A 13,856-nucleotide genomic window follows, 5' to 3' on the forward strand; every position below is an offset into this window, starting at 1 on the left:
GACCCCCATGGGGTTGAGCCCCGCGGGGTCAGCGGTTGGGGACGCTGAACCAGGTGGCGCCGTGGCCGGCGCCCTGGGTTTTGTCGCCCTGGCTGTCGCTCCATGCGGCTTGCAGGGCCTGGCTGGACTGGTAGTGGCGCAGCGCTGCGGCCAGCGTGCTGTCGGCGGCTTTGGCGAGCGTCAGCTGCGGGGCCGGGCTGGCCGTCGCCGCCGCCGCGCCGGCGGCGAAGCTGGCGATGGCGTTGCTCAGGCCGCTGACCTGCTGTTGCAGCGTGGCCGAGGCCGCCGCCGCGCCTTGCTGCGCCAGGAACCAGACGTCGGCGCTGGCGTGCGTGCCGCCGTCGCTGCTGGTGTAGCTCGACGTCAGGCCGATGGCGTTGCCGTTCTGCAGCGTCAACGCGGCGTCGGCGTGGGTGGCGATGCTGGCGATGCCCAGTTGGCCCAGCGTCTTCAACTCGTCCGCCTGGCTGACGCCGTCGGCGTTGCCGTCGACCCAGACCCGCAGCGCGCCGTAGCTGCCGTCGGCGGCGTCGATCTGGCCGTCGCCGTTGCTGTCGAGCGCTTGCAGCGCGGCGTAGCCGTCGCGCGCCTTGCGGCCGTCGGCCAGCGTGGTGGCGCTGCCGAACAACTCGCCGCCGTCGTTGATGACGCCGTCGCCGTTGCGGTCCAGGGCCAGCAGGCCGTCGTGGGCGTCGACCCAGCCGGTGTGCACCGCCTTGCCGTCGGCGCGGATGTCGAACTGCACGCCGGCGGTGATGCTCACGGTGCGCACGCCGTTGCCGTCCAGGTCCAGCACCAGCGGCGTGGCGTAGTTGGTCGACGAGGCGTTCAGCGCCATGGTCTGCGTCACCGTCATCGCCGCCACCTGGCCGGCGGTGAAGGCGTTGGCCTGCGTCACGCTGAGCGCGGTCAGGCCGGCGGTGCTCAGCGACGGCACCTGGCCGGCCGTGAACGCGGCGATCTGGTCGGTCGTGAAGACGATCAGCTGGCTGGTCTTCAGGCCCACCACCTGAGGGTTGGTCAGGCCGGCAATCTGCGTGGTCGACAGGTAGCCGATCTGGGTCGCCGTCAGCGAACCGAGCTGGCTGGTGGTCCAGGCGCCCAGCTGGGTGGTGGTGAAGGCGTTGATCTGGTCCACCGTCAGTGCGGCGATCTGGGCGTTCTTCAACGCCGCCATCTGCTGCGTGGTCAGCGCGGCCGCCTGCGGGCCGGTCAGCGCGTTGAGCTGGGTGGTGCTCAGGGCCTGGATCTGGGTGGTGGTCAGCGAGCGCAGCTGGTCGGTGCCGAAGGCCGCCATCTGGTCCACGGTCAGCGCGGTGATCTGGCTGAGCTTGATCGACGCGACCTGGGCCGTGGTGAACGACTGGATCTGGCCGTCCGACAGCGCCGCCAACTGGGTGGTGTTCAGGTAGCCGATCTGCGCGGTGCGCAGCGCGCTGATCTGGCCGGTGCTCAGGGCGATCATCTGGTCGGCCGTCATTGCGCCGAGCTGGACGCTGGTGAGCGCCTGCACTTGCGCGGTGTTCAGGCCGGGCAGTTGGGTGACGTCGAGGCTGGAGATCTGCAAGGTGCCGATCGCGGCCACGTCGGCCGTCAGCAGCGCGCCGACCTGGTCGGTCGACAGCGCGACCACCGCCGTCACGCTGAGCGCGGCCGCTTGCGCGGTGCTCAGCGCGGCGATCTGGTCGGTGCTGAAGACGCTGATCTGGCCGGCCACGATGGCGGCCACCTGCGCGGTCTTCAGGCCGCGCACCTGGGCCGTGGTCAGCGCCACGGTCTGGTCGGTGGACAGGCCGGTGAACTGGCCGGCGGTCAGCGCGGCCAGGTCCTGGGTGTCGAGCGCGGCGACCTGGGCGGTGTTAAACGCGGCCAGCTGGTCGGCGGTCAGCCACGGCATTTGCGCGGTGGACAGGCCGGTGATCTGGGCGGTGGCCAAGGCGGCGATCTGGTCGGTGGACAGGCTGCTGGCCTGGGCCGTCGTCAGCGCGGCGATCTGCGCGGTCTTCAGTGCGTTGATCTGGTCGCTGGTCAGCGCCAGGATGGCATCAGTGCTCAGTCCGTAGGCCAGCTGCGCCGTGCTGAGCGCGGCGATGTGGTCGGTGTCGAGCGCCGCCACCTGGGCCGTTTGCAGGCCCTGGGCCAGCTGGCGGGTGGTCAGCGCGGCCAGTTGCGTGGTGCGCAGCGCGTTGAGCTGGTCGCTGCCCAGCACGGCGACCTGGTCGCTGGTCAGGGCCGCGATCTGGCGCGTGGCCAGGGCGTTGACGTCGACCGTTTCCAGCGCCACCACCTGGTCGGTGGTGAGGGCGGCGATCTGCTGGGTGCTCAGGGTCGCGGCCTGGGCCGTGCCCAGGGCGACGATCTGGTCGGTGGTCAGCTGCTGCAGCTGGGCCGTGCTCAGCATCGAGGTTTGCGCGGTGCGCAGCGCGACCAGCTGGTCGGTGGTGAGCGCGGCGATGCCGTCGCTGCCGATGCCGTACACCAGCTGCGCGGTGGTCAGCGCGCTGATGTGGGCGCTGTCGAGCGCGGCCAGCTGGGTCGTGCTGAGGCCGTTGCTCAGCTGGCTGGTGCTCAGCGCCGCCTGCTCGGCGGTGGTCAAGGCGTTCAGCTGGTCGCTGCCCAGGGCCGCCACTTGCGCGCTGCCCAGCGCGGCGATCTGGCGCGTGGCGAACGCGGCCAGGTCGGCCGTCTCCAGCGCGGTGATCTGGTCGGTGGTCAGCGCCGCCACCTGGCGCGTGGCCAGGTTGCTCGCCTGCGCGGTGGTCAGCGCGACGATCTGGTCGGTGGTCAGGCCGGTGCTGATCTGGTCGGTGGTCAGCGTCGACAGCTGCGCCGTCGCCAGCGTGGCGAACTGGGCGACCAGCAGCGCCTGCAGCTGGTCGCTGCCCAACGTGACGATCTGGGCGGTGGACAGCGCGGCCAGGTCCACCGTCTCCAGCGCGCCGACCTGGTCGCTGGTGAGCGCGGTCAGTTGCACGCTGGTCAGGGCGCGGGTCTGCGCGGTGCTCAGCGCGACGATCTGGTCGGTCGTCAGCGCGCCGAACTGGGCGGCCAACAGGTTCTTGATGACGCTGGTGCTCAATACGGCGAACTGCGCGGTATTGAGCGCGGCCAGCTGGGCCGTGCCCAGGGTCGGCACCTGGACCGAGGTCAGCGCCGCGATCTGGGTGGTGCCCAGCTGGCTGAACTGGTCGCTGGTGAGCGCGCCCAGGACCTGCGTGCTCAGGCCGGAGACGGCGCTGCTGGCCAGCGCGTTGAGCTGGTCGCTGGTCAGCGCGGCGAACTGGTCGGTGCGGAACGCGGCCAGCTGGTTGCTGTGCAGCGCCACGAAGTCCATGGTGCTGAGCGCGGCGATCTGGCTGGTGCCCATGACGCCGATCTGCGCCGAACTGAGCACGCCCACCTGGGCGGTGCCGAGCGCGGCGATCTGGTCGCTGCCGAGGGCGACGATCTGGTCGCTGCCCAGGCCGCTGATCTGGGCCGTGACCAGCGCGGCGACCAGGCTGGTGGTCAGCGCGGCGATGTTGGCGGTCGGGATGGCGGCGATCTGCGCCGTCTTCATGGCGGCGAAGTCGGACGTCTCCAGCGCGTCGAGCTGGTCGCTGCTGAGCGCGGCCACTTGCGCCGTGCTCAGCGACGTCACCTGCATGCTGCTCAGCGCGACCATCTGGTCGGTGGTGATGGCGCCGAACTGGGCGGCGTTGAGCGCGGCGATCTGCGTGCTCGACAGCGTGACGAAGTCGTCGGTGCTGAGGGCGGCGATCTGGTTGCTGGTGAAGGCGTTCAGCTGGCGGGTGGCGAGGTTATCCACCTGCAGCGTGGTCAGCGCGGCGATCTGGTCGGTGGTCAGCGAGCTCGCCTGCGCCGAGGTCAGCGCGTCGATCTGCGCGGTGCTCAGGTTTTGCAGCTGGTCCATGGTCAGCGAGATCAGCTGCTGCGTGGTGAGCGCCTGGATCTGCGTGGTCTTCAACGCCTGCAGGTCGTCGGTGCCCAGCGCCTGCAGCTGGTCGGTGCTCAGCGCCACCAGCTGGGCACTGCCCAGGGCGGACGCCTGCAGCGTGGTCAGGGCGCCGATCTGCGCCAGGCCGAGCTGGCTGATCTGCAGTGTCGACAGCGAGGCGATCTGCGTGCTCAGCAGCGCGGCCAGGTCTTCCAGTTCCAGCGCCAGCAGCTGGTCCGAGCTCAGCGCGGCCAGTTGTGCGGTGGCCAGTTGCGCCACCTGGAGCGTGGTCAGCTGGACGATCTGGTCGGTGCCCAAGGCCTGGAATTGCGCCGTGGTCAGGCCGTTCAGCTGGGTCGAGCCCAGGCTTTGCAGCTGGTCGACCAGCAGGGAATTGAGCTGGTTGGTGTTCAGCGCGACGATTTGCGCGGCCTTCAGGGCCAGCAGGTCGTCGGTGCTCAGCGCCTGGATCTGGTCCGAGCTCAGCGCCTGCAACTGGTTGCTGCCCAGCGCCTGCGCCTGCGCGGTGGTCAGCGCGGCGATGCGGTCGACCGTCAGCGCCTGCACCTGGCCGGTGCCGAGCGCGGCGATCTGGGTGGTCTTGAGCGCGGCCAGGTCTTCCAGTTCGATCGCCGCCAGTTGCAGCGTGGTCAGCGCGGCCACTTGCGCCGTGCCCAGGGCCTGGTATTGCTGCGTGGTCAGCTGGATGATCTGGTCGGTGTTAAGCGCCTGGAATTGCGTGCTGCTCAATGCGTTCAACTGGGTGCCGCCCAGGCTCTGCACCTGGTCGATCAGCAGCGCGCCGATCTGGTCGCTGCTGAGGGTGGCGATCTGCGCGGTCTTCAGCGCCAGCAGGTCGGCGGTAGCCAGCGCCTGCACCTGGCCGGTGCCCAGCGCGGCGATCTGCGCGGTCGTCAGGCCGGCGGCCTGCGCCGTGGTCAAGGTCGTGATCTGGTCGCTGGTCAGCTGGCCGACCTGGACGGTGGTGAGGGCGGCGATCTGCGAGGTTTTCATCTGCGCCAGGTCTTCCAGCTCCAGCGCCTGCAATTGGTCGCTGTTGAGGATGCTGACGCCGGCGGTGCTCAGGCTGCCGATCTGGCGGGTGGTCAGGGCGACGATCTGGGCGGTGTTCAGCGCGGCGATCTGGTCGGTGGTCAGGCCGCCAATCTGGGTCGGCGTCAGGGCCTGGATCTGGTCGGTGGTCAGGTTGCTCAGCATGCCCAGCGCGGCCAGCTGGGCGGCGCTCAGCGCGGCAAAGTCGGCCGTGCTGAGCGCGCCGATCTGGTCGCTGCTCAGCGAGGACAGCTGGCCGGTCGACATGGCGCCGACCTGGTTGCTGGTCAGCGCGGCGATCTGGTCGGTGCTCAGCAGCGCCACCTGGGCGGTGCGCAGCGCGTTCACCTGCGCGGTTTTCAGCGCGGCCACTTCGTCGGTGTTGAGCGCGGCCAGCTGGTCGGACGTCAGGCTGGCGACCTGGCCGGTGGCCAGCGCCGCCACCTGCAGCGTGGTCAGCGAGGTGATCTGCGAAGTCAGCAGGCCCTGGAATTGCGCCGTGCTCAGCGACGCAAGCTGGGCCGCCGTCATCGCCTGCAGCTGGTCGGTCGACAGCGCGTCCAGCTGGGCCGTGCCCAGCGCCTGCAGCTGCGCGGTCTTCAGCGCCGCCAGGTCTTGCGTTTCCAGCGCCAGCAGCTGGCCGTTGGTCAGCGACGCCATTTGCGCGGTGCTGAGGTTGGACACTTGCGTGACGCTCAGGCCGGCGATCTGGTCGCTATTGAGCAGCACCAGCTGGTCGGTGCTCAGCGCGGCCACTTGCTGGGTCTTGAAGGCGGCCAGGTCCTGGGTTTCCAGCGCGGCCAGCTGGGCGGCAGTCATGGCGCGCACCTGGGCGGTGGCGAGGCCGCCCGCCTGCAGCGTGCTCAGCGCGACGATCTGGTCGGTGGCGAGGCCGTGGAACTGGGCGCTGCTCAGCGACGCCAGCTGCGTCACGCTCAGGGCGCGGAACTGGTCGGTGCTCAGCGCGTCGAGCTGGTCGGTGCTCAGGGCCAGCAGCTGCGCGGTCTTCAGCGCGACGATGTCGGCGCTCGACAGCGCCTGCAACTGCGCCGTGCCGAGGGCGGCGATCTGGCGCGTGCCCAGGCTGCCGACCTGGATGCTGGTCAATGCGGCGGCCTGGGCGGTGCTCAGACTGGCGATGACGTCGGTGCTCAGCGCGGCCAATTGCGCGGTTTTCAGCGCGGCGAAGTCCTGGCTTTCCAGCGCGTTCAGCTGGTCGCTGCCGAGGGCGGCGATCTGCAGCGTGGTCAGGTTGCTGACCTGCGCGGTGCTCAGCGCGATCAGCTGGTCGCTGTTCAGGGCGGCGATCTGCGCGGTCTTGAGGGCGGCGATCTGCGCCGTCTTCATCAGCGACAGCGTCTGCGTGCCCAGCGCCACCAACTGGTCGCTGCCCAGCAGCGCCACTTGCGCGGTGGCCAGCGCCGCCACTTGCGCCGTGCCCAGGGCGGCGATCTGCGTGGTGCTCAGCGCGCTCAGTTGGGCGGTGCTCAGGCCGTTGAGCTGGACGCTGGTCAGGGCCAGCATCTGGTCGCTGGTCAGCGCGTTCAGCTGGTCGCTGCCTAGGCCTATCATCTGGGCGGTCTTGAGCGAGGCCAGGTCGCGCGTCTCCATCGCCGTCAGCTGGTCGCTGGTCAGCGCCTGCAACTGGCGCGAGCCCAGGCCGGCGTATTGGGCGGTGCCCAGCGCGACGATCTGGTCGGTGCTCAGCAGCTTGATCTGCGCGGTGCCGATGGCGGCCAGCTGCGCGGTTTTCAGCGCGGCGAAGTCGGCCGTTTCGATCGCGACCAGCTGGTCGGTCGACAGCGCGGCGATTTGCTGCGTGGTCAGGCTGGACGCTTGCGCGGTGGTCAGCGCGACGATCTGGTCGGTGGTCAGCGCGGCCACTTGTTTGGTGCCCAGCGCGGCGGTCTGCAGCGTTTTCAGCGCCTGCAGCTGGGTGGTGCTCAGCGCGGCGATGGCGGACGTGCCGAGGCTGGCGATCTGGTTCGATTTGAGCGCGGCCAGGTCCTGGGTTTCCAGCGCGACCAGCTGGTCGGTCGACAGCAGCGCCAGTTGTTGCGTGCTGAGGTTGGACGCTTGCGCGCTGCTCAGCGCGACGATCTGGTCGGTGGTGACGGCGGCGATCTGCTTCGAGCTCAGCGCATTCAGCTGCGACGATTTCAACGCGGCCCAGTCGGCGGTGGTCAGCACGGCGATCTGGTCGGTCAACAGGTAGCCGATCTGGACGGTGCTCAGGGCGTTGACCTGCTGCGTGGTCAGCGCGCCCAGCTGGATCGAGCTCAGCACCTGGATCTGGTCCGACGTCAGTTGCGAGATCTGCGAGGTTTGCAGCGCGGCGACCTGGCCCGGCGTCAGCGTGGCGATCGACTTGGTGCCCAGGCCCAGCAGCTGGCTGGTCTTGAGCGCGCCGAAGTCCTGGGTTTCCATGGCGGCCAGCTGGTCGCTGCTGAGCGCGTTCAACTGGCCCGGCGTCAGCGCGCCGGCCTGGGCGGTGGTGAGGGCGACGATCAGGTCGGTGCCGAGGGCGGCCACCTGGTTCGAGGTCAGCGCGACGATTTGCGCGGTCTTCAGCGCGGCGAAGTCGGCCGTTTCCAGCGCGTTCAGCTGATCGGTCGACAGCGCGGCGATTTCACGGGTGGCCAGCTGGCTCGCCTGCAGCGTGGTCAGCGCGACGATCTGGTCGGTCGTCAGCGCGGCGACCTGGGCGGTGGTGAAGTTGGCCAGCTGCGTGCTGGCCAGCGCGGCGAACTGCGCCGTGGTCAGCGCGGCGACGGCGGCGGTGGCCAGCGCGGCGGCCTGCTGCGATTTGAGCGCCAGCAAGTCCTGGGTTTCCATCGCGGCCAGTTGGTCGGAATTGAGGGCGGCCACTTGCAGCGTGCCCAGCGAGGCGACCTGCGCGCTGGTCAGCGCGACGATCTGGTCGGTGCTGAGCGCGCCGATCTGGCCGCTGTTCAGCGCGGCCAGTTGCGAACTCTTCAGCACGGCGATGTCGCGGGTTTCCAGCGCGGCGATGGCGTTGCTGCCCAGCGCGGCGACCTGGCGGGTGGTCAGCGCGGCGGTCTGGGCGGTGGTCAGGCTGACGATCTGGTCGGTGTTGAGCGCGTTCAGCTGCAGGGTCGACAGCGCGGCCAGTTGCGCCGTGCCCAGCGCGGCGACCTGGTCGGTGCTCAGGCTGAGCAGATTATTGGTGCTCAGGCCGGCCAGCTGCTGGGTTTTCAGCGCGGCCAGGTCCTGGGTTTGCATGGCGCTCAGCTGGTCGCTGGACAGCGCGCCCAGTTGCAGCGAGTTCAGCGCGGCCGCTTGCGCGGTGCTCAGCGCGACGATCTGGTCGGTGGTCAGCGCGGCGATCAGGCCGGTGTTCAGGGCCGCCAGCGCCTGCGAGCGCAGCGCCGCGAAGTTGGCGGTGCCCAGCGCGGCCAGCTGCGCGGTCGACAGCGCGGCCACTTGCTGCGTGCCCAGGCCGATCGCCTGGTTCGAGCTCAGCACGCCGATCTGGTCGGTGTCCAGCGCCGCCAGCTGCGCGGTCTTGAGCGCGGCGATCTGCTGCGTGGTCAGGGCGGCGACCTGCGCGGTGCCGAGCGCGGCGATGCCGTTGCTGGAGATGGCGGCGATCTGCTGCGACTTCATGGCGGCCAGGTCGGCCGTTTCCAGCGCGGCGATCAGGGCGGTGCCGAGCGTGGCCATTTGCTGCGTGGTCAGGGCCGCCGCTTGCGCGGTGGTCAGCGCCTGCAGCTGGTCGCTGCCCAAGGCGTTGAGCTGGGCCGTGGCCATGGCGGCCAACTGCGCCGACTTCATCGCGGCGATGTCGCGCGTTTCGATGGCGGCGACCTGGTCGGACGTCAGCGCCAGCACCTGGGCGCTGGTCAGCGCGCCGATTTGCGCGGTGCTCAGCGCGACGATCTGGTCGGTGCTCAGGCCGCGGATCTGGCTGGTTTTCAATGCGGCGACCTGGGCGGTGCTGAGCGCGGCGATCTGGTCGGTGCTGAGCACGGCGGTGGTGCTGGTGTTCAGGGCGTTGAGCTGCTGGCTTTTCAGCGCGGCGAAGTCCTGGGTCTCCAGCGCGGCCAGCTGGTCGCTGGACATCTGCGCCAGCTGCAGCGTGGTCAGCGCGGCGGTTTGCGCGGTGGTCAGCGCGACGATCTGGTCGGTGCTGAGCGCGACGAATTGCTTGGTGGTCAGGGCGGCGATCTGCGCCGTTTTCAGCGCGGCAAAACCGTCGGTGCCGAGCGCGGCCAGCTGGTCGCTGCCGAGGACTCTGATCTGGTTGGACGCCAGGCTGCCGGCCTGGGCGGTGTCCAGCGCCGCCACCTGGTCGGTGGTCAGCGCGCCCAGCAGGCTGGTGCCGAGGGCGGCCAGCTGCAGCGTGGTCAGCGCGGCCACGTCTTCGGTGTCGAAGCTGATCAGCTGGTTGCTGCTCAACGCGGCGATCTGGCTGGTTTTCAGCGCGGCGCTCTGGCTGCTGCCCAGCGCGGCGATCTGGTCGGTGCGCAAGCCGCGCAGCTGCTGGGTGCTCAGCGCCGCCAGCGCCTGCGTCTTGAGCGCGGCGATGTCGCCGCTGCCGACCATGGCCAGTTGCGCGGTCGTCAGCGCGGCCAGTTGCGTGCTCGCCAGCGCGGCGAACTGGGCGGTGGTGAGGCCGTTGACCAGCTGGTTGGTCGTCAGGCTGAGCAGTTGTGCGCTCGACAGCGCCGGGATTTGCTGGGTGGTGATGCCATACCCGAGCTGATCGGTGCTCAGCGCCTGCAGGTTTTGCGTGGACAGCGCGCGTAGCTGGTTGGTCCCAAAATAGCCGAGCTGCTCTGTGGTCCATGCGGTCATTTGCAGGGTCGAGAGCAGTTGCACGTCGGCAGTCGTCAACATGGCGATCTGGTAGGACTGCAGGCTGATGATTTGGTCGGTGGTTAAACCAGGTACGAGTGATGGCATTTAATTGTTCTCCTTACGGAAATATATAGTACCGCCAATCGAACCCATGCGGAGAGCAAAGCCCCAAAAGTAGTTTAAATCTTGGTCTGAAAACAATGACTTAGCGCGTTTCCCGTGATCGAATTGTCATCGATTCTCCCCGCCTGAAATAATCATTTAGGAAACACTGTAAGATCATGTTTTGCGATGAATCCAGAGTCTCCCCGCCATGTTGCTGACGCCCGCCACATTTACGCCGCTGATCCGCCCCGCCGTGCATGAACATCCGCTCACTTTCGTGTTCCACCGGGGAGAGTTGCTTTTGCGCAACGAAATCCTGGGTTTGCCCGACCAGCAGGCGCTGGCGGCGCTGGATTTGCCGCCGGAACGCTTCCATGCGCTGGGCGAGTGGGAAGGCCGCTACTATCAGCTGGCGTGGGTCGATCAACCGGAACTACCGGGACCGGAGTACGGCTACCACGGTTTGCGCTCGCTGTTCGGCCTCGTCGACGACGGTTTCGCGGCCCTGGCCGGCCGGGCTTTCCAGCTGGCCGACTGGGCCCGCACCCACCGCTATTGTGGCGCCTGCGCGACGCCGATGCGCCAGCTCGAAGGCGAGCGCTGCTATCAATGCCCGGCCTGCGGCATGAGCGCCTATCCGCGCATCTCGCCGGCGATGATGGTGTTGATACGCAAGGGCGAGCAAGTGCTGCTGGCCATGCACGCCAACGCGCCGTACAAGCGCTACACGGCGCTGGCCGGCTTCCTGGAGGCCGGCGAGTCGATCGAAGAGGCGGTGCATCGCGAGGTGTACGAGGAAGTCGGACTGCGGGTGCACAACTTGCAGTACTTCGGCAGCCAGTCGTGGCCGTTCCCGCATTCGCTGATGGTCGCCTACACGGCCGACTACCTGGACGGCGAGATCCGCGTCGATCCGACGGAAATCGCCGACGCCCGCTGGTTCGGGCCGGGCGACGAATGGCCGGACATGACGACCACGGTGTCGATCGCCGCCGCGCTGCTGAAGGCCAACCGGCCGCGGGCCTGACGAGTACGCCGCCGCGGATTTCTATATACTGTCGGCAATCGTAAAAAAAAGGTGTTTCATCATGTCTCAAAAAGAATTCTCGGAAGGCGACTGGCGTCGTCTGATCGCCAGTTTCGGTGAAGATCCCGACCGTCCGGGCCTGGTGGAAACGCCGGCGCGCGTCAGCAAGGCATGGAAACACTGGACCTCCGGCTACGGCCAGGACCCGGTCGAGCTGCTGAAAGCCTTCGAAGACGGCGCCGAGCAGTACAACGAGTTGATCGTGGTGCGCGGCATCCCGGTCTACAGCCATTGCGAGCACCACCTGGCGCCGTTCTTCGGCAAGGCCACGGTCGGCTACGTCCCGAACGGCAAGATCGTCGGCCTGTCCAAGCTGACCCGCCTGGTCGACTGCTTCGCCAAGCGCCTGCAGGTGCAGGAACGCATGACCATGCAGATCGCCAACGCGCTGATGGAAGTGCTGGAGCCGAAGGCGGTGGGCGTGGTCGTCAAATGCCGCCACCTGTGCATGGAAAGTCGTGGCATCCGCACGCCGGGCGAAGAGACCGTCACCTCGGCCATGCTCGGCGAGCTGCAGCCCAACCTGGCGATGCGCACCGAATTCCTGGCCCTGGCGCGCGAGTCGTAAGCGGCATGGCGGCGATCGCGTGGCAGCAAGGCGGCCTGGCCGCCGCATTCGCCCTGGCGGCTGCGCGGCAGCGGCCCTTGTTCCTGTACTGGGGCGCGGTCTGGTGCCCGCCCTGCAACCGGGTCAAATCCGATATTTTCGCGCGCGACGAGTTCGTTGAGCGGTCGGCCTCGGTGGTCTGCTACCAGCTCGACGGCGACAGCGCCGGCGCGCAGGCCCTGGCCGCGCGGTACGGCTTGCGCAGCTATCCGACGCTGGTGCTGTACGCGCCGGACGGCAGCGAAATCACGCGCCTGCCGTGCGAGCTGGACGGCGAGCTGTTCACGGCCGCGTTCGACGTGGCGCTGGCCGTGCATGCGGCCGGCTCGTCCGCCTCGGCCGCGCTGGCGGCGGCCTTGTCCGGCGAGCGCAAGCTCAGCGCCGGCGAATGGTCGCTGCTGAGCCATTATTCCTGGGATACCGACGAAGGCCGCCTGCTGGGCACGCGCGCGCTGGCGCCGACGCTGCTGGCGCTGGTGCGCGCCTGCGACGACGCCGACGCCGGCGCGCGCCTGCAACTGCACGCGCAGCTGGCCACGACCGGCAAGGAAGTCGACGCGGCGGCCAACGCCGCCTTGCTGCTGCAGGTGTTTGCCGACGCGCGGCTGGCGCGCGCCAACATGGACATCCTCGGCAACAGCGGCGTCGCCCTGATCAAATTCGCCACGCGGCGCGAAGAACTGGTGGCGGCGCTGGGCGCCACCGCCGCGCAATGGGCCGACGACTTCTGGCGCAGCGCGCCGGACCGCTTGACGGCGGTGCGCCTGCAAATGCGCCTGGGCCGCCTGCTGGCGCCGACGCAGGGCTTGCAGGAGCAGGTACGGCTGCGGGTGGAAGCGGCGCTGGCCGAATCGACCGATCCGTACGAACGCCACACGCTGGTCAACACCGCGGTCAGCGCCCTGAACGACGCCGGCCTGCCGGCGCAAGCCGAGCAAGTGCTGCTGGCCGAATTGCCGCGTTCGCATTCACCCTACTACTTCATGCTGAGCCTGGCCTCCAGCGCCAAGCGGCGCGGCGACGCGGCGGCCATGCTGGACTGGTACGGCAAGGCATGGCAAGCGGCCGTGGGGCCGGCGACGCGCCTGCAATGGGGCGTCACTTACATGCTGAACCTGTTGGAACTGACGCCGCAAGACAGCGCCCGCATCGCGCAAGCCGAGCAAGGCCTGCGCGCCGACATCGCCGCCGCCGGCGCCGACGCCCACCACCAGCGCAACCAGTCCCAGCTACAAAAACTCCGGGGGTCAAGTCAACTCCGGGGGTCAAGTCTGACATTCGGACACGACCTCATCCGTTAAGCCGGTTCTCAGTGACTTCCGATGCGGCGACAGCGCGGCTTACCGTTTTAACCGAGACGCCGAAGTACGCGGCGATTTGCTGCATCGAAAACGCGGTCGACCGATAGGCCTCCGCCATGGCGACTTCGCGCGGCGCGAATGTTAAGGCGTATTCCTCCAGCGGCAGGGCAAGGGCCCGTCTTTGCACTCGCGCAATCTCTGCCGACCTGGATTCCTTCGCGGGCTCCCTGTGGCGGGCAATGAATGTCTCGTCGCCTAAAATGCAGCGGAAACTGACTTTCTTCAGTGGGCTCTCCGCATGCAAGCCCGTCATGACAAATAGGTGATAGGCCTGCCTGGCCGCGATCTGGTCCGGGCCGAAGCAATCCAATAACCAGCCTGTCGTCATCCATGTGGCTGCGGGCGCCTCGCCCATCATGGCGCGATAGCTGCTCCACTCCCAGTCACCGGGCGCGGCCACTTCACCGGCCCGCACGGGATTTAACACGATATAGCGCGCCAGTTCGCGAAGGTAACTCTCCTTCTGCACCAGGATGGCGTGATAACGGCCTTGCATAACGTGCCCGACCAATTCGTGGCGGCGATTGTAGTATTGCGAATATGCGCTGTTCAATTGGCGCATGCCTTGCCCGAGATTGCCTTCGGGCGTTTCGATGAGCACATGGTAGTGGTTCGTCATCTGGCAAAACGCGTGTATGACGAAATGAAAACGCCGGCATACCCGTTCTATTTCTTCCAGCCAGACCAGGCGGTCCACGCGATCGCGAAAGATCTCCTCACGTCGGTTGCCGCGGCAAGTGACGTGATAGAGCGCACCGGGAAATTCGAGTCGGAGAGGGCGGACCATCTCCCCAATGTAGTCGGTGCGCCGTGGCGTGGTGCTGATAAAACGCAGAGGTCGCGGCAGCTCGAGCTGATCTTTTACAGGTACGGTGGAGGTCGTGT

5 protein-coding genes are annotated in these 13,856 nt (G+C 68.3%); 3 read left to right on the forward strand and 2 right to left on the reverse strand.

Annotated features, from left to right (window positions below; genetic code table 11):
- Positions 1 to 28 precede the first annotated feature (28 nt).
- Positions 29 to 9,916, reverse strand: coding sequence for an SPM autocatalytic domain-containing protein (locus KVP70_RS30235; RefSeq protein ID WP_229225192.1), 9,888 nt, complete (start codon positions 9,914 to 9,916; stop codon positions 29 to 31).
- Positions 9,917 to 10,124: 208 nt separating this feature from the next.
- Here KVP70_RS30235 and nudC point away from each other — a divergent pair, with 208 nt between their 5' ends.
- From nudC to KVP70_RS30250, 3 genes are all read left to right on the forward strand, one after another.
- Positions 10,125 to 10,943: an NAD(+) diphosphatase gene (gene nudC, locus KVP70_RS30240; RefSeq protein WP_217946091.1), complete on the forward strand. Its 819-nt coding sequence runs from the start codon at positions 10,125 to 10,127 to the stop codon at positions 10,941 to 10,943.
- 61 nt (positions 10,944 to 11,004) lie between these two features.
- Complete coding sequence (gene folE / locus KVP70_RS30245) at positions 11,005 to 11,571, forward strand: GTP cyclohydrolase I FolE (protein ID WP_217946092.1); 567 nt, start codon at positions 11,005 to 11,007, stop codon at positions 11,569 to 11,571.
- A 5-nt stretch (positions 11,572 to 11,576) separates the two neighbouring features.
- On the forward strand, positions 11,577 to 12,911 hold the full coding sequence (locus KVP70_RS30250) for a thioredoxin family protein (RefSeq protein ID WP_217946093.1): 1,335 nt from the start codon (positions 11,577 to 11,579) through the stop codon (positions 12,909 to 12,911).
- On the opposite strand, the gene KVP70_RS30255 is transcribed toward KVP70_RS30250, so the two are convergent.
- Positions 12,901 to 13,758, reverse strand: coding sequence for an REP-associated tyrosine transposase (locus KVP70_RS30255; protein WP_217946094.1), 858 nt, complete (start codon positions 13,756 to 13,758; stop codon positions 12,901 to 12,903). The two genes, KVP70_RS30250 and KVP70_RS30255, sit on opposite strands and share 11 nt — an antisense overlap.
- Positions 13,759 to 13,856 lie beyond the last annotated feature (98 nt).

The organism is Duganella violaceipulchra (assembly GCF_019166075.1).
Classification (GTDB): Bacteria; Pseudomonadota; Gammaproteobacteria; order Burkholderiales; family Burkholderiaceae_D; genus Rugamonas; species Rugamonas violaceipulchra.